22 protein-coding genes are annotated in these 24,614 nt (G+C 36.1%); 21 read left to right on the top strand and 1 reads right to left on the bottom strand.

Going from position 1 to position 24,614, the window contains the following annotated elements:
- Window positions 1-84 precede the first annotated feature (84 nt).
- From NQ185_RS04455 to NQ185_RS04435, 5 genes are all read left to right on the top strand, one after another.
- Complete coding sequence (locus tag NQ185_RS04455) at window positions 85-759, top strand: GntR family transcriptional regulator (RefSeq protein ID WP_373370772.1); 675 nt, start codon at window positions 85-87, stop codon at window positions 757-759.
- Between the two features lie 22 nt (window positions 760-781).
- Window positions 782-1,627 carry an SDR family oxidoreductase gene (locus tag NQ185_RS04450; protein ID WP_257580360.1) on the top strand — a complete coding sequence of 282 codons (846 nt, stop codon included), beginning with the start codon at window positions 782-784 and terminating at the stop codon, window positions 1,625-1,627.
- Window positions 1,628-1,855: 228 nt separating this feature from the next.
- Window positions 1,856-2,641 carry an SDR family oxidoreductase gene (locus NQ185_RS04445; RefSeq protein ID WP_257580359.1) on the top strand — a complete coding sequence of 262 codons (786 nt, stop codon included), beginning with the start codon at window positions 1,856-1,858 and terminating at the stop codon, window positions 2,639-2,641.
- Window positions 2,642-2,674: 33 nt separating this feature from the next.
- On the top strand, window positions 2,675-3,535 hold the full coding sequence (locus tag NQ185_RS04440; RefSeq protein WP_257580610.1) for an NAD(P)-dependent oxidoreductase: 861 nt from the start codon (window positions 2,675-2,677) through the stop codon (window positions 3,533-3,535).
- Between the two features lie 33 nt (window positions 3,536-3,568).
- The gene (locus NQ185_RS04435; RefSeq protein ID WP_257580358.1) at window positions 3,569-4,480 is read left to right on the top strand and encodes a chemotaxis protein; all 912 of its coding nucleotides are present in this window, start codon (window positions 3,569-3,571) and stop codon (window positions 4,478-4,480) included.
- A gap of 43 nt (window positions 4,481-4,523) precedes the next feature.
- Here NQ185_RS04435 and NQ185_RS04430 read toward each other — a convergent pair whose 3' ends face one another.
- The gene (locus NQ185_RS04430; protein ID WP_257580357.1) at window positions 4,524-4,976 is read right to left on the bottom strand and encodes a YkyB family protein; all 453 of its coding nucleotides are present in this window, start codon (window positions 4,974-4,976) and stop codon (window positions 4,524-4,526) included.
- A gap of 214 nt (window positions 4,977-5,190) precedes the next feature.
- Here NQ185_RS04430 and NQ185_RS04425 point away from each other — a divergent pair, with 214 nt between their 5' ends.
- The 16 genes from NQ185_RS04425 to NQ185_RS04350 all read left to right on the top strand — a co-directional run bounded on the left by NQ185_RS04425 (window position 5,191) and on the right by NQ185_RS04350 (window position 24,579).
- Window positions 5,191-5,409: a hypothetical protein gene (locus NQ185_RS04425; RefSeq protein WP_257580356.1), complete on the top strand. Its 219-nt coding sequence runs from the start codon at window positions 5,191-5,193 to the stop codon at window positions 5,407-5,409.
- A gap of 109 nt (window positions 5,410-5,518) precedes the next feature.
- The gene (locus NQ185_RS04420) at window positions 5,519-5,773 is read left to right on the top strand and encodes a YkuJ family protein (protein WP_257580355.1); all 255 of its coding nucleotides are present in this window, start codon (window positions 5,519-5,521) and stop codon (window positions 5,771-5,773) included.
- 119 nt (window positions 5,774-5,892) lie between these two features.
- Window positions 5,893-6,339, top strand: a complete 447-nt coding sequence (gene cbpB, locus NQ185_RS04415) for a cyclic-di-AMP-binding protein CbpB (RefSeq protein WP_257580354.1) — start codon at window positions 5,893-5,895, stop codon at window positions 6,337-6,339.
- Between the two features lie 82 nt (window positions 6,340-6,421).
- The gene (gene ccpC, locus NQ185_RS04410) at window positions 6,422-7,291 is read left to right on the top strand and encodes a transcriptional regulator CcpC (protein WP_257580353.1); all 870 of its coding nucleotides are present in this window, start codon (window positions 6,422-6,424) and stop codon (window positions 7,289-7,291) included.
- A gap of 65 nt (window positions 7,292-7,356) precedes the next feature.
- On the top strand, window positions 7,357-9,723 hold the full coding sequence (locus tag NQ185_RS04405) for a DUF8725 domain-containing protein (RefSeq protein ID WP_257580351.1): 2,367 nt from the start codon (window positions 7,357-7,359) through the stop codon (window positions 9,721-9,723).
- A complete protein-coding gene (locus NQ185_RS04400; RefSeq protein WP_257580350.1) occupies window positions 9,723-10,655 on the top strand; it encodes an ABC transporter ATP-binding protein in 933 nt (310 codons plus the stop codon). Before NQ185_RS04405 ends, NQ185_RS04400 begins: the two co-directional genes overlap by 1 nt.
- The gene (locus NQ185_RS04395; RefSeq protein WP_257580349.1) at window positions 10,652-11,497 is read left to right on the top strand and encodes an ABC transporter permease; all 846 of its coding nucleotides are present in this window, start codon (window positions 10,652-10,654) and stop codon (window positions 11,495-11,497) included. Before NQ185_RS04400 ends, NQ185_RS04395 begins: the two co-directional genes overlap by 4 nt.
- Window positions 11,498-11,502: 5 nt before the next feature.
- Window positions 11,503-13,029, top strand: coding sequence for a DUF8809 domain-containing protein (locus tag NQ185_RS04390; RefSeq protein ID WP_257580348.1), 1,527 nt, complete (start codon window positions 11,503-11,505; stop codon window positions 13,027-13,029).
- An 8-nt stretch (window positions 13,030-13,037) separates the two neighbouring features.
- Window positions 13,038-14,036: an AAA family ATPase gene (locus tag NQ185_RS04385; protein WP_257580346.1), complete on the top strand. Its 999-nt coding sequence runs from the start codon at window positions 13,038-13,040 to the stop codon at window positions 14,034-14,036.
- 2 nt (window positions 14,037-14,038) lie between these two features.
- Window positions 14,039-14,902, top strand: coding sequence for a DUF58 domain-containing protein (locus tag NQ185_RS04380; RefSeq protein WP_257580608.1), 864 nt, complete (start codon window positions 14,039-14,041; stop codon window positions 14,900-14,902).
- Between the two features lie 9 nt (window positions 14,903-14,911).
- The gene (locus NQ185_RS04375; protein ID WP_257580345.1) at window positions 14,912-16,690 is read left to right on the top strand and encodes a vWA domain-containing protein; all 1,779 of its coding nucleotides are present in this window, start codon (window positions 14,912-14,914) and stop codon (window positions 16,688-16,690) included.
- Window positions 16,674-19,430 (top strand): VWA domain-containing protein, encoded by a 2,757-nt coding sequence (locus tag NQ185_RS04370; protein ID WP_257580344.1) that lies wholly within the window; start codon window positions 16,674-16,676, stop codon window positions 19,428-19,430. Before NQ185_RS04375 ends, NQ185_RS04370 begins: the two co-directional genes overlap by 17 nt.
- Window positions 19,431-19,691: 261 nt before the next feature.
- Entirely contained in the window at window positions 19,692-20,240 is a 549-nt protein-coding gene (locus NQ185_RS04365; RefSeq protein WP_257580342.1) for a peroxiredoxin, read from the top strand.
- Window positions 20,241-20,314: 74 nt separating this feature from the next.
- Window positions 20,315-20,767 carry a TlpA family protein disulfide reductase gene (locus tag NQ185_RS04360; RefSeq protein ID WP_257580341.1) on the top strand — a complete coding sequence of 151 codons (453 nt, stop codon included), beginning with the start codon at window positions 20,315-20,317 and terminating at the stop codon, window positions 20,765-20,767.
- Between the two features lie 224 nt (window positions 20,768-20,991).
- Window positions 20,992-22,746: an ABC transporter ATP-binding protein gene (locus tag NQ185_RS04355; RefSeq protein WP_257580339.1), complete on the top strand. Its 1,755-nt coding sequence runs from the start codon at window positions 20,992-20,994 to the stop codon at window positions 22,744-22,746.
- A 6-nt stretch (window positions 22,747-22,752) separates the two neighbouring features.
- On the top strand, window positions 22,753-24,579 hold the full coding sequence (locus tag NQ185_RS04350) for an ABC transporter ATP-binding protein (protein WP_257580338.1): 1,827 nt from the start codon (window positions 22,753-22,755) through the stop codon (window positions 24,577-24,579).
- Window positions 24,580-24,614: the final 35 nt, after the last annotated feature.

The raw sequence follows: 24,614 nt of genomic DNA, 5'->3' as shown, positions 1-24,614 counted from the left end.
AATCTTTCGGCTTAGTTTTTTAATAATATATTGTATACTAGTATTATTAATGTGGTAAGTGTGCTGCGAATGGAGGAAATAAACGTGATAAATAAAGAAACACAACGAGGTTCAACGAGGGATTATTCGTATAAAAAGCTGAAGCTGAAAATTCTAAATTTAGAGCTGGAACCGGGAACGAAAATTTCTGAAAAAGAAATAGCAGATGAATTTCATGTGAGTAGAACGCCCGTTCGTGAAGCTTTTATGAAACTAGCTCAGGAAGAGTTATTAGACATTATACCTCAAAGCGGGACGATTGTATCACGGATCAATTTGGATTATGTGGAAGAAGGAAGATTTATTAGGGAAAAGATTGAGAAGGAAATTGTAATATTGGCATGCAATGAATTTCCGGAAGATGATCTTTTTCACCTTGAAACCAATCTTGCCTTACAAGAGCTTTGTATCGGTAAAAATAACTTCTACCAGCTTTATGAGTTGGACGAAGAATTTCACCGAATTTTATTTAATGGTGTTGGCAAGGCACGGACTTGGAAGATGCTGCAACTTTTGAACAGCCATTTTAATAGGTTAAGGCTATTAAGATTATCCAAAGTTTCAAATTGGGATAGTATCATTTCCCAGCATAAATCGATTTATCAGTTTATCGTTGAAAAAAATTCAGAAGAAGGGAGTCAAATGATGGAACGGCACTTACAAATGGCAGTTGTTGAGAAAGAAATAATGAAGAAAAAATATCCGCATTATTTTATATAAGTGTACAGAAAGGGTGTAAGTAATGCTTCCAATACATGATAGTTTACAAGGAAAAATTGCGGTGGTAACAGGAGGGGGAGGAGTCCTCGGGAGTTATATGGCAAAAGAGCTTGCTAGACAGGGAATGAAGGTTGCGATTATCAATCGAACACAGGAAAAAGGCCAAAAGGTAGCGGATGAGATTACTAGTCTAGGTGGTGCAGCAGTCGCCATTCAATGCGATGTGGTAAATTTAGAAAGTGTTAGAAAAGCAGAAGAGGAAGTTTTTCAATCGTTTGGCCCATGCGATGTTTTGATTAATGCGGCAGGGGGAAATCATCCTGAAGGCATGACGACAAATGAAATATTTAATATTAAGGATTTGGAAGATAAAGAAGTTAAGAGTTTTTTTGATTTAACTTTAAACGGTTTCGAATATGTATTCAATTTAAACATTATAGGGACGTTGCTGCCGACACAAGTATTTTCGAAAAGAATGGTTGGAAACAGTGGGAATATTATTAATATTTCATCGATGAGTGCATACAGCCCGATGACAAAAGTGCCAGCGTATAGCGCAGCAAAAGCAGGCATTGAAAATATAACGAAATGGCTTGCAGTACATATGGCTGAAACGGGAATCCGTGTTAATGCCATCGCCCCAGGTTTTTTTCTGACAACACAGAACGAGGCTTTATTAAATAATCCTGACGGATCAAATACGGATCGTACAAAAAAAATATTGGCAAATACTCCAATGAGGCGTTTAGGGAAACCAGAGGATCTTCTTGGGACACTATTATGGCTGGTCGATGATGAAGCAAGTAATTTTGTAACTGGAATAAGTGTACCGGTTGATGGTGGATTTATGGCGTATTCTGGCGTATGAATGAATTATAGATAAGGCTAATTCCAATTTATATAGGAAAGCCTTATTTTTTAAAAATCTTGGTCATTCCCTTTAATTTGCTATGAAACTCATTCATTTGTTCGGGAAATGAGCTATTATTCTCAATAAAATATGAAGTAATTCAGCTTGCTAGTATTTGTTAAATTAGAAAAAAAGCAGAAAATGGTATAATAATGATAAATTTCATTATTGAATGGAGGGTTTTAAATGGAGTTTGGATTTAAAGGCAAGAATGCTTTGATAGTTGCATCCAGTCAAGGGTTGGGAAAAGCCATAGCAGAGCAGTTTGTAAAAGAAGGCTCGAATGTAATGATTGCTAGTAGAAATGAAGAGCAATTAAGATCAGTACATACAGAATTAGAAAGTTTGAATGGAGGAAATGTAAGCTGGATTCGCTGTGATATAACGAATCCTCAGGAAATTAACGAAATGGTACAAAAAACGGTCGAGGTTTTTGGCGGTATCGATATATTAGTCAATAATGCAGGAGGTCCTCCAGCTGGCGGGTTTGAAGACATGGATGATGAGGCATGGCAAAAATCCTTCGAACTGAATCTACTATCTTATATAAGGATTATTAGAGAAGCACTACCTTATTTAAAAACTAACGGTGGAAAAATCATCAATATTGCATCTTCCTCCATACGTGAACCAATTCAAGGTCTGATCCTGTCTAACACTTTTAGGGTAGGCATCGCGGGATTATCTAAAACGTTGGCAGATGAATTTGCTCCATATAATATATTGGTGAACACTGTGGCGCCGGGAAGAATTTATACGGATAGAATTAAACAGTTGGATCAGTCAAAAGCTGAAAAGACAGGTGTTTCAGTTGAGGAAGTTGCAAAAGCGGCCCATGAAAGTATTCCTTTAGGCAGAGATGGAAAACCTGAGGAATTTGCTAAAGTAGTTGTGTTTTTAGCTTCTGATGGAAATACATATATGACCGGAAGCAGCTTTTTTGTAGATGGTGGGAAATTAAGATCAATTTAATCTTTTATTGGAGGAGTGGATAATTTGAGTACAATTAAATCAATTGGTTTTATCGGAATTGGCGTTATGGGTAAAAACATGGCAAATCACTTACTTTCGGAAGGATACAAGCTTTTTGCATATAGTAGAACAAAAGAAAAGGCAAAAGATTTACTTGAAAGTGGAGCGGAGTGGAAGGATACTCCTAAAGAAGTGGCGGAAAATGCCGACATAATTATTACAATGGTAGGCTATCCCCTCGACGTCGACGAAGTTTATTTTGGGGAAAATGGATTATTTGCAGGTGCTGGCAAAGGAAAAGTTTTCATTGATATGACGACATCCACACCGACATTGGCCAAAAAAATCTATGAAGAAGGAAAAAGGGTTGGAGTACATACACTCGATGCTCCTGTTTCCGGAGGGGACATCGGAGCTAAAAATGGGACACTGTCGATCATGGTAGGGGGAGATGTAAACACGTTCGAGGAAATGATGCCTATCTTTAATATATTGGGCGGAAATATCGTTTATCAAGGCGAAGCAGGTGCGGGCCAACATACAAAAATGTGCAACCAAATTGCTATAGCTTCAAACATGATTGGTGTAACCGAAGCAATTGTATATGCAAGAAGAGCCGGGTTGAATCCTGAAACCGTACTAAAGTCTATCAGCAGCGGTGCAGCAGGAAGTTGGTCAATGTCTAATTTAATTCCGCGAGTTCTTAAGGAGGATTATTCACCTGGATTTTTTATTAAACATTTTATTAAGGATATGGGAATTGCATTGGATGAAGCGGAAAAAATGAATCTACGCTTACCCGGGCTTGAATTGGCGAAAAAAATGTATGATTCCCTTGCTGATAAAGGAGAGGAAAATAGCGGGACGCAAAGCTTAATTAAATATTGGGATTAACATGATAACAGCCATTGAAAGGTAGGAAGACATATGGAGGATCGTTCTGGAATACTACTGGAAAGCGGAACGAATGAGCTAGAAATTATTGAATTTGAAATTAATCATCATAAGTTTGGCATCAATGTTTTAAAGGTAAAGGAAATTATTAATCCTTTACCTATCACGCCTATTCCCCATGCACATCCAAATATTTTAGGAGTGATGCAGCTTCGAGGGGAAGTAATGCCTGTTGTAAGTTTGGAAAGAGCGTTAGGATTAGATCCAAATGGTAGTAAAAATAATTCTTATGAAAAATTTTTAGTTGCGGAATTTAACTTGCTGAAGGTCGTTTTCCATGTGCACCATGTATCGCAAATCCATCGAATCTCATGGGATAAAATTGAAAAGCCATCGGAACTTTACGATGTAGATTCTTCACAAGTAATTGGGGTAATAAATAAATCCGACAACATGATTCTATTATTAGATTTTGAAAAAATCATAGTAGATATTAATCCTGAGGCTGGTATTCATGTAGGGCAAATTAAAAAACTTGGGAAAAGGGAACGTTCAAGCAAGAAAATCGTGGCTGCAGAAGATTCACCATTATTAAGAAAACTTCTGAATGAAACTTTGTCAATGGCTGGTTATGAGAATGTTGAGTTCTTCGAAAACGGAATAGATGCCTTATCCTATATTGAATCATTAATAAATGAAGGGAAAAACATCTATGATGAGGTACAACTTGTCATAACAGATATTGAAATGCCGCAAATGGATGGCCATCATTTGACTAAAAGAATTAAAGAGAATCATAGAATATCAAAAATACCCGTCATTATTTTCTCTTCTCTGATTACAGATGATCTACGTCATAAAGGACAAGAAGTTGGAGCGGCAGCTCAAGTGAGCAAACCTGAAATTAATGAGTTAGTATTAAAAATTGATCAATATATTTTATAAACACAAAAACCCGGACACATTTTATGGTCTGGGCTTTTTAGTGTTAGAAGAAACTGTCGCCTAATTTTTTGAAAACAGGTCTTTCCGATATAGTTTGGTTATTTTTTTGATTTTCCTTTAAGCCGGTGTAATTGATGAGAAGTTGTTTTGCCAAATTAAGTGACATGCGGGTTTTTGGGTTGCGGGAGTGTTGATCAAGATGTCCGAGATGAGGCAAATGTTCAAAGTCTTCTTTAGTTGGTGGGATATGAAAAGAATAGTCGCCACATTTAACTAATACGTCGGATTGCTGCTGGCTGAATTTAGGATTTCTGGAAAAGTGAAGTCCAATTTTAGTGGCTTTTTTTTCCTGGATCATTTTGTTTAATGCATTTTTTTTAAGGGTGTATAAAAATTTGGGGTTTATTGCTGTCTTGGCGTGACGATTTACTGTAAAAATAGCTTGGGAAAGATTTGGTATAGTTGGTTCTAAAAAGTTGTTGGTTGGTTTGTCCATACGTGGGACCCCTTTCCATTGATTTTAAATGTCTGAATAATTAATATTGTATCATTAAAATGTAGGAAAGGGAAGATGATTAGCCGAATAATGAGTGTAAGGAATAATATCAACTTGTCTTTATCATTCTTTTAATGCTTGTGCAAAGCTTATATTCAATGTTATATTTATCTATGCCCATTTTAAGCTCTGTAAAGGAATTGGAGATGATAAGATGAGGAAGAACAATAGATTTGAAGTCATTTTCATTCCTACAAATTCTGGAATGATTAAATTATATATATATGGTTTCAAACCTTACGGATCTTGGGGACATGTATTTGCTTCTATGAATGATATTTCTATAAATGTAAAAGGTTATAATCGAAAAAGAACTATTATCAAGGCCCTTGCCCAGTTAAATGAATCATTATTAAATATGAAGGAAGAATAGTGGAAGAACTCAGTTCGCAAGCTGTCCGTTTCGGGCAGTTTTTTATTTGATTTCTTCCTCCATTGTCGTTTATAATCTTTTTGTCTTTCCAAAAGAAAGGAGACTAAAAATGTCACAGTTATTAAGTATTATTCAAAGGCTTCAAGCTATGCAAAAAGCAGAGGGACATGAAGAATTTCCGCAAAGGCTTTTTGAAGTAAATGGAAAAACGTTATGTCAAGTAAAGTATTTTCCTACAACTAAAACATTTGAAGTTGAGGAATATGATAAGGACATGAATAAACAAAAATATCAGTTTGATGATATCGATATTACTGCGATAGAAATTTTTGAAATTGTTCAAGAAGAAAAAAATCCCTCATAAGAACGTATCGAAAATCATTTTGTAATAAAATATTAAATCATGTAAGAATGTCATATTATCTTCATGATTTATGTTAAAATGGAAATGAGAAGATACTAAAGAGATGAGGGAGTTTGCTTATGATTTCCTTACAAAGTCATGAATTTATGGATCCAAAAATCAGTGACTATATAATCCCTTCTGAAAAAGTTGCCCATGTGCAAATAGGAAATAGCCTTGAACATGCACTGCTTGTCTTAACAAAAAGTGGTTATTCTGCTATACCTGTATTGGATGCTCGTTTTAAACTACATGGTTTAATCAGCTCTCCTATGATAACAGAAGCATTGCTTGGTTTGGAACGGATTGAATTTGAGAAATTAACGGACAAAAAAGTGGAAGACGTAATGGCCGTTAAAATTCCAAAAGTGGGGCTTCACGACAAATTTGAAAAAGCATTAGCTTTACTGATTGATCATCCTTTTTTATGTGTTGCGGATGAGGACGGATATTTTGAAGGAATCTTTACGAGAAGAGCTCTTTTGAAAGAACTCAATCATTATATTAGAAAAATAAATCATGTATAGAAAATGCTAAATGCTTGAAAAAAAACGGCTCCCTTATAGGGGGCCGAATTTTTTAAATTCATAAAGGGGAATAAAAAGTCATATGTCACTTTCAGATTATCAATTACTCGTTGTTCTTGCCAAAGAGTCGAATATGAGGAAAGCTGCGGAAAAATTATTTGTTTCACAGCCAGCCCTGTCACAGAGGCTGCAAAATATTGAGAAACAGTGGGGAACAAAGTTATTTATTCGTACGCAAAAAGGCGTTATCCTGACCCCATCTGGTGAAATGGTTGTTAATTTTGCCGAATCGATGTTGGAGGAACAGGAACGTATCCATGAAGAAATACAGGAACTTAATACGAAAGTACATGGGACATTAAAGATAGCTTGTGCTTCCATAGTTGGTCAAAACTGGCTGCCAAAAGTGTTAAAACAATTTGTAAGCGCTCATCCTCATGCGAAAATTTCGTTAATAACCGGGTGGAGCAGCGAGATATTGAAAAATCTTTATGAAGGAGAAGTTCATGTAGGAATTATTAGGGGAGCGACTGATTGGAAAGGGGAAAAAATTCATCTTTTCGAAGACAGCCTTTATTTAGTGGATCGTGAAATAAGTAGAATAGAAGATGTAATGGAAACAGACCGGCCATTCATTCAGTTTAAGAGTGATTCCAATTATTATCAAGAAATTCAAAATTGGTGGCATAGGCAATTTCAAACTGTACCTAAACGGACAATCATTGTAGATCAGATCGAAACATGTAAACAAATGACTTACAATGGAATTGGGTATGCAATATTACCGGCGATCACTCTTACTGGCTCGGAAAAAGATGTATATAAAATCCCTCTTATGGATGAAAAAAATCACCATATAAAGCGAGATACTTGGTTATTAGGATATGAATCTGCGTTTGAATTAAAGCAAGTTAAAGCTTTTTTAGAAGTTGTGCAAAAATATTTACAATAAGAAAATAAGAACTTTTTGCTGCTTTTTTCGTCTACTTTATATAGGGATTTTTCAAGGGGGACAATATGAGTAATATTAAAAAGATATCCACAGCAATATTATTTTTATTTCTAGTATGGCAATTTTTCCTGACGCCATCTGTTTTTGCAGCGAAGACATCAATTGAATTATCAGTAGAAGAAGGCTATGAAGGGATGATAAAGAGTGGTAGAGGTTATCCTATCAAAATCAAGTTAAAAAATAATGGGTCCGATTTTAATGGAGACCTCTTAATCGCTTTTTCCAATGACTATAATCTGAGCGGTTCAAAAGCCATTAAGATTGAGCTCCCGAAAAATAGTGAAAAAACGTATGAAGTCATTATGCCAGGCACTTCTTTATATAATTCGAATTTCAGCAAAGAAAATATTGCCTTATACGAGGGCAGCTGGAAAAAGGGGAAAAAGGTATCAACAAACGGTAAAGGAAAGTTAACATATAGGTCAGTAGAGGATAACCAAGCAACGATCGGTTTAATTACTGAAAATCTTGATCGATTAAAGGCATTACAGCTAATTAAGTTAAACGGTAAGCAGCCGAAGATCATTCATTTGACCAAAAATAATATTCCAAGTGACGCAATGGGATTGCAATTTTTTGACTATTTAGTTATTGATGACTATTCTGTATCAGAATTATCGGAGAAACAACAAAAAGCAGTTATGGGCTGGATAAATGGAGGAGGAGCACTCATTACAGGTGCTTCTGCAAAAGCTCAGCATGCTTGGGGTGAGCTGGAAGAATTACTTCCCATGCAACCATCTAATAAAGAAAAAATAAATGACTTATCATTTTTGCAACTAAAAGATGAAAAGCCCACTTTTGACTCGCTTGATATTCAGACTGGGAATGTATCAAAAGATGCTGAACTAATAGTAGCAGTGGGTGACAATCCCATTGTCATTATGAGAAAAATAGGTGGAGGTGAAATTTGGCAAACAGCTTTTTCATTAGGTGAAGAACCTTTATCATCATGGAACGGTTATACAGATTGGATGCAATATATTCTTTCAACTATGGATTCTAAATATAATAGTAATGTTAATCCTGAGGGAATCTATCAACAAATTTACAATAGCCTAGGATCGACGAATGAATTATTTTCTGCATCTATTTTTTCGATGGGCACAGTCGTTTTGATCATGCTCGGTTATATGATTATTATTATTCCGATTTTATATATCATATTAAAGAAAGTCGATAAGAGAGAACATAGTTGGTGGATCATACCGACATGCGCCATCATTATGTCAGCAGGTATTTTTGTTATAGGAGCAAAAGACCGAATTAAAAGCCCGCAGCTTTCGGAGATGGGGGTGTTTAAGGCAAATCCAAACGGTGAAATTAGCGGAATGTACACCGCTACTGTTTTTTCAAATCGGAGTGGAGATTTTCAGCTAACTGTTCCGAAAGAGGAGTTTTATGGAATTCCTGTAAACAGTAGTGATGGGTTTGGTGGAGAGCGTGCTTTAGGGAAGGCCGTAATGTCTGAAACTAGGAACGAAATACATTATGATTTTCCTAATGTAGAATATTGGTCAGCTCGATCCATCGTAGGTCATGCAACAAAACGGGTATCTGGACAATTTGAAATAAATCTAGAAATAAAAGATCGTACATTAAACGGGAATATCGTCAATCAATACCCTTATGATTTTGAAGAATTGTATATTTGGTCAGGCAACTATGCTTATAAATTAGGTGCTGCCAAACAAGGAGAGGTTATTGATGTAGACCTCAATTTAAAAGAAGCCATATTATCAACACCTCTTGATTATGGAATATATAATTACCAAAATAATCGGGAACTAGAAGACATGAAAAAGGATGAACTAAAAATGGCGATCCTTTCAAACTCAGCTTCTTTTGAAAACTCTCCCATTGTTTTTGGATATACAAATAACAAAATAATTGATCTTGGAGTCGCAAATAAAAAAGAAAAAAACACTCGTTCAGCCGTTATTTATCAGTCTTTTTCAGCAGCTGGAAAGATTAAAGGGGCTTTTGCATTACAGAATAATCAGTTGGCGATCGATATTACCCCAATTGAAGGCAATATTTACGATAAATTTGGTGAATATGAAATGGGGTTGGAGGATGGAATATACCAGATTGTATTATCACTCCCAAAACAAATTGATACGGAAAATACCGTCTTTAATTCGATTCAATATAATATGAATGGTTATGGTTCTGTAAAGCTCTCCCTTTTAAATGTAAAAACGGGCGAGTACACAGGGATTGAAGAAGGACAATCAAAATCCGCTAAAGATGAACTTAACCAATTTGTTTCCGAAGACGGAAAAATTACAATCAAATTAGAAAAATTCAATTCGCAAAATGAACCATATATTACGTTGCCAGAGTTTATTGTTAAAGGAGCGGTAAAATAATGATAGAGATAAACGGATTAACAAAAAAGTATGGCTCTTTTACTGCTTTGGATTCTTTAACAATCAATATAGATAAAGGGATTGTTTTCGGAGTTGTTGGTCATAATGGAGCGGGTAAATCTACCGCCTTTTCAATATTGGCTACTTTACTTTCGCCAACATCTGGTACTGCTCGTATTAATGGTGCTAGTGTAACTCAAGAACCTGAAAAGGTTCGGAAGCAAATAGGATATATGCCGGATTTCTTCGGTGTATATGATCATTTGCGAGTAAGTGAATATTTGGATTTTTACGGAGCGAGTTATTCGATTTCTGCAAGGGATCGAGCCATCCTTATTCCACAGTTATTAGACTTAGTTAATTTAACTGAAAAGGAGAATTCCTATGTTGATGTGCTTTCACGAGGAATGAAGCAGAGGCTTTGTCTTGCCAGGTCCCTTATTCATGATCCTGATGTGTTGATTCTTGATGAACCAGCTTCCGGCCTCGATCCTCGTGCGCGTGTAGAAATGCGAGAAATTTTAAGGGAATTGAAAAACATGGGGAAAACAATCCTTATTTCATCCCACATATTACCTGAGCTATCTGAAATGTGTGATGAAATTGGTGTAATCAATAAAGGGCAACTAGTTGCTCATGGGACCGTAGCGGATATCCAACAACAGCTCCAAGCGGATAAGGTAATTGTTGTTACATTAAATGAACAAATAGAGAAAGCCGTCTCGTTTTTTGAAGATGATCCCGCGGTTTCTAGAATTTCCCGAATAGATAATAACACCATTCAATTTCAATATTCAGGAGATGAAGAGTCACAGGTGATTTTATTAAGAAAAGCTATATTAGCAGAACTGCCCATTTTGAGTTTCAAACAATTAGAATCCAATCTAGAAGATGTGTTTATGGAAATTACGAAAGGAGTAGACTTACATTGAAAAGTTTATTCATCAATCCCGTTTTAAATAAAGAATTTAAGCTGAGATTTCGCTCTTTTCGTACTTTCATCGGGTTGCTTTCATACTTGATTGCTATTGGAATTGTCGTAATAGGGTATATGCTCCTCGAAACTTCATTTGGAGGGGGATCTCAATTTATTCGCCCTACACAAAGCAGAACGATGTTTATGGTACTCGCATATTTGCAGTTAGGACTGATTTTATTTATAACTCCCGGATTAACGTCTGGAGTTATTAGCGGGGAACGGGAGCGGCAAACATTGAATATTTTACTTACAACCGCTCAAAGTTCTACGAGTATTATTTTAAGTAAATTGATTTCTTCTATTTCCTATTTATTGCTGTTATTAGCTGCAAGCCTTCCATTTTATTCATTAGTATTTCTTTTTGGAGGTGTTTCGCCAGCAACAATCATGAAGGTGATGGGTTTTTACTTGTTTACTATATTTGTATTTGGAAGCTTTGGTATTTTATTTTCAACTTTAATTAGACGTACCATTGTATCGATGATTTCAACATATGGTATAACGCTTTTTCTATCAGGCGGCGCGGCTTTATTATTTGCCATAGCATTAAGTTATTACGATTTTGCCAATCTAAAACCACCATTGGTACTTCCGTATATTTTGGCTGCATTTAATCCTCCGATAGTATTCAGCGGATTGTTTGAAGAAGGGATTAATCAAGCATTTATTGATAAGACCGGGATATCCTTCCCCCTTATTTGGAGCTATTTCATCATCTATACAATTTTGGCTGTGCTCTCATTATGGGTGAGCATTAAAAAGCTAAGGCCGAATATGAATCCGAAAAAAGGATGATTTCTATGGATGTACAAAAATCATTTTATTCGCTGCTTAGAAAGGTGAAATTACAATTACAATTTGAGCATTCAGCTAGAAAATTTCAGTATTTTCTTAGTGTCTGCAGTGCTTTTATTCTATGCTTGTTCATATTGGCACGTTTCACAGTCATAATCGATATGAATTTGTTTATCATGACATTCATATCGCTGGCAGCCATTGTTTTTTTCGTACAGTTTTGGAGAACGAGACCTGGATTTAAACGTGCAGCTCAATTTTTTGATCAATATTGTGGAGAAGACAGGGCATCAACAGCACTAGCATTTATTAATGAGAAAGAAATGATCCATCAATTCCAAAGAAAATATGCATTATTTCATATGAAAAAAGCAGAAATCGATGTTCTAAAAAGAAAGAAAAAATATATATACCCCATTCCCTTATGTTTATCGCTGTTTTTCATCGCTATGACTTCAGGTATGGTCTTATTTCCTAATGATAAGATGGAGGAAGCAAAGCAACAGAAAAAAGAGAGGGCACTCGTTGAGGAAACAGTTAAAGAACTTGAAAAACTCATTAAGAAAAAAACAAATCCAATTGCGAAAAAATCAGTCGAATCCGCGATGGATGATTTAAAAGGCATGAAAAATGCCGATGAAGCTTTGAAAAAACTTAATAAACAGAGTAACGAGCTAATGCTAAAGAAAACTCAATCAGATGAAAATAAAGCTGCGCTAGCAAGAGCCATTAATCAATTGAAAGCTGGTAATTTTAAAGAATTGGCAAAAGCACTTCAAGAGAATAATAAAAAGCTGATGGAAAGTGAACTTGAAAAATTAGGAGAACAAATATCGCAATTTTCTAGTGAGCAAAAGAAATTATTAGCTCAAATAATCCAAAGTAAGTCTGACGGTTTAAGTTCAGAAGATATTCACTTATTAAAAAATCGGTTGACTACTATGCTGGATAAGGCATCCCAGTCCTCACAATTAGGAGATTCACAAAAAATCATGCAAACTGCATCTGAGTCCCTGTTAGAAAAAATGCTTAAGAATAATATTCAATCTTCTACAACCATTGCTAGTAACCAAAATAATCAAAACCTAGATGCTCCCAAGGGTGAAAAAACGAGCACTGGTTCTAAAAATGGACAACAAAACAGTTCTTCTGCTGGAAATGGAAACGAAGGACAAGGAGAGAGCGGCAATTTCGAGGGGATTGGTAATAATGGTAATTCAAATTCAAACGAGGGTTCGGCACCTGGAAGTGGAGCGGGACTTGGCATGGGTTCACGGAACTTAACCATACCAGAAACAGTGGATGGGAAAATCAATATAGAAAAAGATTCCGGGAAAATGGGTGAAGGTAAGCCTGTAGAACAAGGAGAAGGCAACGGACCCGTTTTAAAAGGATCGGTTCGCCCATATGAAGAAGTATACAATCAATATGAAAAAGCCTCCCGAGAAAGCACAAACCGAATGCAGCTACCAACCGAATTAGAATCTATTGTAAAAAATTATTTTTCTAAGATTAATCCAGATCGGGAGTGAATAGATAGATGAGCGTTAGTGAACAGGATTTTATACAAGCGGCGGAGAAACTTGATAGGATTAAACATGAAATACAAGCATTTATTGTTGGCCAGGATGAAGTAATTGATCAATTACTTTGGACGATTTTTTCTGGAGGGCATGCGTTACTTGAGGGATTGCCCGGGCTTGGAAAGACGATGCTTGTGAAAACAATTTCAGAAGTACTCGACTTATCCTTTTCAAGAATTCAATTTACACCAGACTTAATGCCATCTGATATTACTGGAACGATGATGATTCAACCAGATGAAAATGGTAAGCAAAGGTTTGATTTTTTTGAGGGGCCAATCTTTTCAAATATCGTCCTAGCGGATGAAATCAATCGGGCAACTCCGAAAACTCAAAGTGCACTTTTAGAAGCAATGGGTGAAAAAACGGTGACAATCATGGGAGATACTAAGGAGATGGCGAATCCGTTTTTTGTTCTTGCTACCCAAAACCCTATTGAAATGGAAGGCACATATCCATTGCCCGAAGCGCAGCTTGATCGTTTCACTTGTAAAATAAATGTCTATTACCCAGATAAACAAGCATTAAAAGAAATTATCCATCGTACAACTGGTGTGGAAAAGCCAAAGCTAAAAAAAGTTATGACAAGTGACGATGTATGTAAAATCCAAATGTTAACGAAACATATCATTATTTCTGATGAAATTCTAGATCTAGCGGTCAATATTATAGCAGGGACACATCCTAATGATGGGGGCGCGTGTCCTTCAGTAAAATCTTATGTTCAATACGGTTCAGGTCCAAGGGGGTTGCAAAGCATAATTAATCTTGCAAAGGCACGCGCCCTTTTTGCTGGAAGATTCCATGTTTCAATCGGGGATATTAAACAAGTTGCAAATCCAGTTCTCCGCCATCGAATCTTACTAAATTTTGAAGGAGAAGCAGCAGATATTTCTCCTGATGCATTGATTGCTGAAACAATCGAATGGGTACAACAAGATGGTGTACTAAAGTGACGATGTTTACACATGAGTTTCTTGCGCGTCTAAGGAAATTGCGTCTCGTCGTAAACTCAAACCGAACCGGTGTCCATAAAGGAATTCGCCGTTCACATAAATTTGGCTCCTCTTTGGAATTCTCGGATTTTCGTACATACCAACCAGGGGACGACGTCAGGCTTGTTGATTGGAATGTATATGGACGTACGAAACGCCATTACATAAAAAGATATTTAGATGAACAGGAAATAAAAATTGCCATTTATTTAGACTGTACTTCCTCTATGAGAATAGTAGATACAAAATGGCTGCTAGCAAAAAAAATAGCTGCCGCCTTAAGCTATATTGCGTTGATGAATGAGGATAGATTATCATTTATTCCTGTTTCTGCTATTGACACACGAAGTGTAGATAGAAAAGGAAGTAATTATGCAAAACAAGTTTTGTCTGATATTATTCAACTCCAAATAAAAGAGACAACTTCTTCTTTTATTAAGGAAATGGATAAGAAAATTCAAAAAGGGAAACAATTGTCTCTTATCATTACTGATGGGATGGAATCAATTGATGATTATGAACAGGTGCTTCTAAAAGCTGCTTCAGCAAAGTCACAAATATGGTTTATTCACGTTTTAAGCAAAGAAGAAATCGACCCTGACTTTACTGGGGATGCAAAGCTTATTGATAGTGAGATGGAGACGGAAGTAAATGTTAGTATTAGTTCAAAGCTCGTATCGGCCTATCAGTTAAGATTAAAGGATCATAATGAAAAACTAAAATTTATTTGCAGGAAGCTTGGGATCCAATATATTTTTTTAAGTGACGAAAAGTCCGTTGAAGAATTGTTCATTGCAAATTTTATTTCTCGCGGAATTGTAAAATGAGGTGACATGATGGGTTTACTAAATCCAATCTTTTTATTATTAGCGTTTCTGATTGCCGCAGTTCTCGTCTTTTATATGTTTAGAAAACGCTATGAAAATAAAAGAATCCCATCTAACATTCTGTGGGAGCAAGTGATGAATGAATGGCAAGCTTCACCATGGCTTGATAAACTACAGCGAAATTTATTATTGTTTCTTCAACTATTGATATTATTTTTATTAATGATGGCTTTAGTCCGTCCATACTGGATGACTAAAGGAATTGTTGGTGAACAGATTATCATAGTCATTGATACCTCAGCCTCAATGTCAGCCGTTCATGACGGAACTTCACGTTTTGATGCAGCAAAGACTGAAATTTCCGCAATGATAAAGGATATTAAGAATCAAGAAGTAACGATCATTGCAGCTGGAAGTGTGCCGACATTATTAATCAATAGGGAAGCCAATCTGCAAAAGATTCGTAATGTGATAGACGAAATAAATCTTTCCTATGAATATAGTGATATGGACAAAGCGATTAGACTTGCTAACTCACTGGCTGTGAACGAAGAGTCAAGTCTATTTATTTTTTCTGATTCAGTTAAAAAGGAAGATCTGAAAGAACTATCAGAAACAATTCCGATATCAGTTTTTAATATGGGAGAAGAAGGCGAAAATATATCATTAAAATCCTTCGGCATAGGGGAAAAAGATCATATTATCACAGGGATATCCGTTGTAGAAAACCAAAGCAAAGAACAAAAGACAGCTATTCTACAAATTAACTCTAATGAAAATGTTTTATTTGAAGAGAAAGTAGAAATGGAGCCCGGTGAACAAAAGTTTGTTCAGATTCCTAAACTTTCGGAAAGTGATTACTATAAAGCTAATATTCTCGTGGATGATGACTATTCAATGGATAATGAGATAATCGCTGTAAATAAACCTTCATTAACAAAGGTTTATTTAGTTGGAGATATAAGTCCTTTTATGAGGAGAGGATTAGAAAATATCGGGTATGAGACAATCCAAATAAAGGAAAAAGATATGAATACGGATTTATCAGATGGAATTGTAGTTGTGGAAAATATGCCGATGAAAAAGTGGCCGAAAAGACCATTGATCGCTATTACACCAGTTAGGGATAAAGAAATCCCAATTCTAACTGAAATAATTACAGAAAAAGACCCCGTTTTCCAATACGTAGACTTTAATAAAACATATATACAATCTGCTTTTACTGGTAATGGAATTAATCTTCCGGTGATTGCAAGCAGTGATGAAATTCCACTTATTCAAAAAGGAACAGTAAATGGATACCCTGCCTTAGTCATTCAATTTTCTATCGAGAAATCAGACTGGCCACTGCAAACAGGCTTTCCTATTTTTCTATATCAATCTTTTCAATGGCTTGCGGCAACTGAAGAATTTTTTGGTTTTTTTCTTCCGGGTGAAAAGCGTTGGCTTAACGTAGAGGCAAACGATAAAGAATGGAAAGTGTTTAATGATACCGGAAAATTCATTAACTCGTTCAATTTACTTGAAGAAAGCTTTACTGCTCCACAAAGACCGGGTCTTTACCAAACAGTCGTTAATGGAAGGACTGCTTATTTTGCAGTGAACTTGGATGATCGGGAAAAATTGATTCCTTCTTCTTCTTCCTTTAGTGTAAACCAGCTGAAACAACAAAGTGACCAAATAAAAGTAAATCGTATATATGATGGGTTATGGTTTTGGTTCGTTCTTATTGCCTTGATTATTTTGTTTATCGAGTGGGAGGTGATGAGGCGTGGAACTCGAGTTTAACTATCCGTTTTTACTATTCTTATTAATACCAGCAGGAGTTGTCTTATATCTCTTTTTCAAACAGAATAAAGGCTTCAATAATGCTGAAAAGATATGGATTATATGTATGAGAAGCTTAGTGTTTGCATTAATTATTTTGAGTCTAGCCACGCCTCAGCTTGTTTTCAAGACGGATGAAAAAAATGTTGTTTTCCTGGTAGATGCATCAGCAAGTATGATAGGTACAGAGGACAGTATATTATCTTGGATCGAAAAAAGTATTCAATCAAAAAAAGAAAAAGACCAGTTTGCCGTTTTAACAGTTGGAAAGAATGCCGCAGTCGAACAATCTTTTCAATCCAATAAAGAAGTGGTACAAGAATTCGCAAGTGATATTAATCGGTACGATACAAATATTGAACAAGGTATTCAATTGGCTAGTTCTCTTTTTTCAAGGGCTGCAAATGGTCGTATTGTATTATTTTCTGATGGTAATCAAACAGCGGGAAATATTCTTGATGCTACACGCTTGCTAAAGCAAAGGGGCATCGTTTTGGATTATTTGCCTATTTCTAGCCAATATCGGCAAGACATGGCTGTAACAGAATTTACGGTACCTTCGGCTTTATATGAGGGAGAAAAAGTAAAATTAACAATGAAAATTGACAGTAATTATGCTGCAAACTCTACTGTTAGAATTACGTTGAATGACGAAGAAATAATAGAGGAAAATGTTGAGATAAAAGAAGGCACAAATTTATTCAATTTTTCACATGAAGCAAATGAATCAGGATTATACGTTTATAAAGCTGAGATAGCAGCGAAAGGAGATACTTTTGCTGAAAATAATTATTTGCAAGCCATTTCAAATGTAACAGGTACTCCAAGGGTATTGATTGTGCAAACAGAGCAAAATGAAGGTGTAAGACAAGCACTACATTCTTCGGGATTGAAGATTGATCAAATAACTCCACAACAACTGCCAACAACACTTTCTAGTTATTTACGATATCAGTCAATTCTTTTTAATAATATTGCCGCCACTAATATTGGTGAAAAGAAAATGAAGCTGATCAATCAGGCAGTGAGGGATTTTGGAATAGGATTTGTAATGACAGGTGGAGAAAATAGTTTTGGCCTCGGTGGTTATTTTAAGACACCTATAGAAGAATTGCTGCCTGTTGAAATGGAAGTGAAAGGGAAGCAAGAGCTTCCATCACTAGGACTTATCATTGTATTAGATAGGTCAGGCAGCATGGAAGGTGAGAAACTCTCCCTCGCCAAGGAAGCAGCTGCAAGATCTGTAGAGTTGCTTCGTGAAAAAGATACATTAGGCTTTATTGCGTTTGATGACCGCCCATGGGAAATAATCGAAACAACACCCATTAATAATAAGGAAGAAGCAATCGAAAAAATCCGTTCTGTAACAGTGGGAGGAGGAACGGAAATATATCCGGCTCTCGAAGAGGCTTTTAAAAGCTTAATCCCTTTAAAACTACAGAGAAAACACATCATACTGCTAACGGACGCTCAATCAACGACAAATAAGGATTTTCATGCCCTCATTGACAGTGGAAGAGAAACAAATATTACGTTATCAACTGTCGCATTAGGACAGGATGCAGATAAACGTTTATTAGAAGATTTGGCTGAATATGGATCGGGAAGATTTTACGATGTTGTAGATGATACCGTTATCCCAAGCATTTTATCTAGGGAAACGGCTGTCCTTACAAGGACATACATTGTGGATGAGCCATTTTACCCGACCGTCCACTCAGGCTTTGATTGGGATCCATTATTTAGTAAAGGTGTTCCTGAAATGAATGCCTATATTGCCGTAACACCTAAATCAACTTCACAAATAGTTCTATCAAGTGATAAAGAAGATCCTATCCTTGCTGAGTGGCAATTTGGTCTTGGGAGAACCATTGCTTATACATCAGATTTAAGCGGTAAATGGGCTGGAAATTGGGCGAGGTGGGAGAAGTGGCCAGATTTTATGAATCATCTTATTAGTAGAACTCTGCCCACTTATAATAGTGAACCATACGCCGTACATGTGGAAACTAGAAATGGTCAGACTGTGATTCAATTGCAGTCTTCCAGTAATGATCTTGGCCCAATCGAAACGGCAGTAGTATCCCAATCTGGAGAGCCCGTCGATGCTAGTATGAAAATTATAGGACCGGGTAAATATGAGCTTGTAATGGATCATGATCCCGGAATGTATTTCTTACGAATAAAGCAATACACAGAAGAAGGGGAGGGGAAACTATACAAGACCGGTTTTACCATCCCATATTCTGATGAATTACTTATAAAAGGAAATAACTTTGCACTTCTTAATGAGGCATCAAGCATTACCGGTGGAAGACAATTAATAAATGAAAAGATGGCTTTTGATTCCCTCCCAAAAAATCCAGTAAAAAAACAGCCCATCTCATTTTTGTTGATTTTTATTGCATTTCTATTATTTTTTATAGAAATTGCGATTAGAAGGTTTGGTTTACTTCCTATAAGATTATTCGCCAAGAAGTATATGAAGCCTAGTCAAAAAGAGAATAAGGAAATTATAGTTCCGAAAATTAAAAGATCAATCAAAACCGATACGCTCTCCTCGCAAACAAGTCCTGTGACCATAACCAGTAATAAAGCAGGAAATAAAAAAGATAAGCCTAAAAAGGACGATATAAATAAGCAAAGTCCTCAAGAAAGCATGAAAAGACTTCTAGATGCAAAGAGACGGAGTAATCGGTAACTATTCGACAAAATGCGTTTTATTTTATTATTATTACTACTAATGATAGGATTAGATTAGAGAATTGATGAAGATTGATGAATGTTATTTCTCAAATTTGGCGATACTATAAAATGAAATCACTATTTACTTATAGTTATTATAAATAAATTTGACAAAGTTCAACATCGAACCTATAATATAAATTGTGACTTATTAATAATTGAGAATATCATCATTATTTTCTCAATGGAATAATAATAAAACGGAGGTTTTTTCATCATGGCAGAACGTATGGTAGGAAAACAGGCACCTCGCTTCGAAATGGAAGCAGTAATGTCTAATAAAGAATTTGGTAAGGTAAGCTTAGAAGAAAATATGAAAAATGATAAATGGACAGTGCTTTTCTTCTATCCAATGGATTTTACATTCGTATGCCCAACAGAAATCACTGCTCTTTCTGACAGATATGACGAGTTCGAAGACTTGGATGCTGAAGTTATTGGCGTATCCACTGACACAATCCACACTCATTTAGCTTGGATTAAAACAGATCGAACTGATAACGGTCTTGGAGATCTAAACTATCCGCTTGCAGCTGATACGAACCATGCTGTAGCAAAAGAATACGGTGTATTGATTGAAGAAGAAGGAATTGCGCTTCGTGGCCTCTTTATTATTAGCCCTGAAGGGGAGCTAATGTATTCTGTTGTGAATCATAACAATATCGGTCGTGACGTTGACGAAACATTACGTGTTCTCCAAGCATTACAAACTGGTGGTCTTTGCCCAGCAAACTGGAGACCTGGACAAGCAACATTATCAGTTTAATATGACGATAAAGAGGACAGGCCATCCAAGTGTCTGTCCTTATCTTTGAAATATGCAAGAGGAGAGATTCATATATGAAACTTAGAGAACCGATGCCTGAGCTTGCTGGTGCAACAGAATGGCTGAATGGTCAAGTGACAAAAGATGAATTGATTGGAGAAAAGCCAACTTTATTCCATTTTTGGTCTATTAGCTGCCATCTTTGCAAAGAAGCAATGCCACAAGTAAATCAATTCCGCGATGACTTTAACGATAAATTAAATGTAGTCGCTGTTCATATGCCTCGCTCTGAGAACGATCTAAATCTTGAAGAAATAAAAAAGGTCGCAGCGGAACACGGGATTACTCAACCAATTTTTGTCGATAGTGAATTGAAATTTGCTGATTCTCTTGAAAATCAATACGTTCCAGCTTATTACGTATTTGATAAGGAAGGGAAGCTCCGTCATTTTCAAGCTGGCGGCGGCGGTATGAAAATGCTTGAAAAAAGAGTTAATCGTGTATTGAATGAAGTTGAAAAATCATAATTTTTTTTATATTTAATTTTGCGCCCAAATTACTTGTTGGGCGTTTTTTTTGCGTTATAATGTTGTATGTGAAGAAATAATATATATATCAACTTCAGACTTTTGGAGTAGGATGTTTCCGAAATTGGGAGGAAAGGTGAAAAAGTTTGAAAAAATAGTGGAAAAATATTTCGGAAGCCGATATATTAGTTATTACGGCCAATTGCCACAGGGGAGGGAATTGTATGGACACATTAAAAAAGTTAAGGCAATACTACTGGCCATATAAACAATACTTTTTCATTTCAATGTTCTTTTTGCTATTTGTGACGGCAATTACAGTTATTTATCCGATCATTCTTCAGCTAACAATTGATGAAGTAGTATTGAAAGGTCAGTACAGTTGGATAGTCCCATTAACACTTAGTTTTTTAGGGATTATGATCATTAAAGGAATTGTTACTTTTATCCAACAATATACTGGAGAAATATTTGGAATCAAAGCCGTATATAGTTTACGTAACGCATTATATGAGAAATTGCAGTTTTTGCCATTTCGTTATTACGATAATGCAAAAACGGGTGATCTAATGTCGCGGCTAACCGCAGATGTGGAATCGTTCCGTTTCTTTTTATCTTTTGGATTTTCAGAATTATTCCGCTTTATTTTAATGTTAACGGTTGCCTTTGGGGTCATGTTTTATTATTCGGTTCCACTTACACTCGCAACGATGATATCACTGCCTTTTTTGTTTTTTGTAGTGTATAAGTTTGATAGAGCGGTGCATCCTGCTTTCCGTGGAATCAGAAAATCATTTGGTAAATTAAATACAAACGTTCAAGAAAATATTTCAGGGATTAACACGGTAAAATCGTTGTCCAGGGAAGAGTTTCAAACTGGGAAATTTAATGATTCCAATGCAGATTACAAAGATAATATGATTTCGACTTCAAATATTTGGGCTAAGTATTTCCCATTGATGGAGTTTCTTGGAAACGTTTGTGTAGTTGCTTTACTTTCATTTGGGGGCTACCTCGTTATAAAAGGATCACTCCAACCGGGTGAGCTTGTTGCTTTTTATAGTTTAGTAGGATATATTTTATGGCCGATTATGAGTTTAGGATTTACAATCAATATGTTTTCGCAATCAAAAGCGTCAGGGGAAAGACTTCTTGAGATTTTAGAGGCTAAGGAAGATATTGTAGATAAAGAAAATGCTTATGCTCCTAGCCGCTTAAAAGGTGAAGTTGAATTTAAAAATGTATTCCTTAGATATGCAGGTGACGATAATTCTGCATTGAAGGATATTAGTTTTAAAGCTGAACCAGGAAAGATTATTGGTCTTGTAGGTTCTACTGGTTCGGGTAAAACAAGTATTACCCAATTGATTACAAGATTTTATGAGCCAGAATCTGGTGAAGTCTTAATCGACGGTAAAAATGTAAATGAGTATGCTTTAAAATCACTACGCAGTAATATTGGGTTTGTGCTGCAAGAGAGTTTCCTTTTCTCTTCAACAATAAAAGCAAATATTGCATACGGAAAACCAGATGCAACAATGGATGTAATTATTGATGCTGCCAAGAGGGCAGATGCACATAATTTTATCGTCGAGTTGCGTGATGGCTACGATACCATACTAGGTGAACGTGGGATGGGATTATCAGGTGGACAAAAGCAAAGAATTGCCATCGCCAGGTCCATTTGCCTTGATCCAAGCATATTAATTCTTGATGACGCAACTAGTGCTGTAGATATGGAAACGGAGTTTAAAATCCAAGGTGCTATGAGGGAAGTAATGAAGGGCAGAACAACCTTTATTATTGCCCATCGTATTTCTTCGTTGAAGCATGCCGATGAAATTCTTGTATTGGAAGATGGTAAAATTGTAGAAAGAGGCACTCATGATCAGTTGATTCATAATGGTGGTCAGTACGAGCGCGTCTACAAAATCCAATTCCAAGATCAAAGGGCGATATTGCAAGGCCAGAGAGGGTGAGAAAGAATGGAAAAAACTAAAAAAATCAATCCACTCGTATTAGAACGTTTTCGCTATTCATCTGAACAATTAATTGATAAACCATTTAACTGGAAACAAATGGGGAGGCTCTTTGATTATTTAAAACCATATTCGAAGAATTTATTGCCTGCTTCCATTATTACAGTATTAATAACTACGGCTGTAAGGCTAATTATTCCGATATTAATTGGGGTATACGCACTCGATAAAGCAATTAAGCAGGAAAAAAATCTTTCATATTTAATGTGGATTGTTGCGATTATTGCCTTCCTTTTCGTAATATCGTACGTAGCCAATATTTATCGGATTAAATGGAGCAATGAACTTGGTCAGAAGGTAATCTATGATCTTAGGAAACATGTATTTACACATGTGCAAGGACTTTCCCATTCCTTCTTTGATCAAAGGTCAGCGGGTTCCATCCTTGTGAGAATCATGAATGATACGAATTCATTGCAGGACTTGTTTACGAATGGTGTTATCAATATTTTTATGGATATGTTAATGCTCGCTGGTGTAATTATTATCTTATTTACACTAAGTCCCGAATTGACATTAGCCGTCCTAGTCATTCTTCCATTAATGTTCTTAATTTCTACGACGTTGCGTAAAAGCATTCGTAGATCTTGGCAGTTTATGAGAATCAAGCAATCTAAATTGAATTCACATTTGAATGAAAGTATTCAAGGAATCCGTGTTACACAAAGCTTTACTCAAGAAAAAGAAAATATGGCGTTTTTCGATGGCGTCAATTATGAGAACTATGAGGCTTGGCAAATCGCTACGAAGAAAAGTGCCTTTTTCCGTCCATTAGTTGAGTTGACGAACGCAATTGGTACGGGTGTTCTAATTTGGTACGGTGCACATTTAATCCAGGCTGATTCATTATCATTAGGACAATTTGTTTCATTTGCTTTTTACCTAGGAATGTTTTGGGAGCCTATTTCAAGGATTGGGCAATTGTATAATCAACTCTTAATGGCGATGGCTTCATCGGAACGTATCTTTGAATATTTAGATGAGCGTCCGATCGTCCATGAGAAGAAAAACCCGATCGAACTTAAGGATATTGCTGGACATATTGAATTTGATCATGTTGAATTTTCATATGATGATAAGAGAAAAGCATTAAAGGGTATTTCTCTTGAAATGTTATCTGGGCAAACAATTGCTTTAGTTGGGCATACAGGGTCAGGGAAATCAACGATAGCAAACTTGATTACACGATTCTATGATCCCACTGCTGGTGCTGTGAAAATCGATGGACATGATTTACAAGAAGTTTCTCTTCAAAGTCTACGTCATCAAATTAGTGTCGTTCTGCAAGATACATTTATTTTCTCAGGAACCATAATAGAAAATATCCGATTCGGAAATCCTACGGCTACGGATGAGCAAGTAAAATCAGCAGCACGTGCCATTGGCGCAGATAAATTTATTGAAAACCTCCCAATGGGATTTGATACGGAAGTTGAAGAGAGAGGAAATATTCTATCTGTTGGGGAAAGGCAGCTTCTTTCATTTGCGAGAGCCTTGCTTGCGGATCCTCGAATCATAATTCTTGATGAAGCGACTGCAAGTATTGATACGGAAACGGAAATGCAAATCCAACATGCATTAAAGACTTTATTAAAAGGAAGAACGTCCATCATTATTGCACATAGGTTATCGACTATTCGCGATGCGGACAAAATATTTGTTTTAGAGCAAGGAAATATTATTGAAGAAGGCAACCATGACGAGCTAATTGCTCAAAGAGGCGAGTACTACCGTCTTATTGAAGCACAATTTAAAGTAATGGATGCGATTTAATTAGAAATGTAAAAGGATGTGCACATAGAGGCACA

Source organism: Lederbergia panacisoli (assembly GCF_024626525.1).
Classification (GTDB): domain Bacteria; phylum Bacillota; class Bacilli; order Bacillales; family Bacillaceae_C; genus Lederbergia; species Lederbergia panacisoli.
The sequence above is the reverse complement of the archived record's forward strand: the minus strand, read 5'-3'. Positions and strand labels throughout refer to the sequence as shown.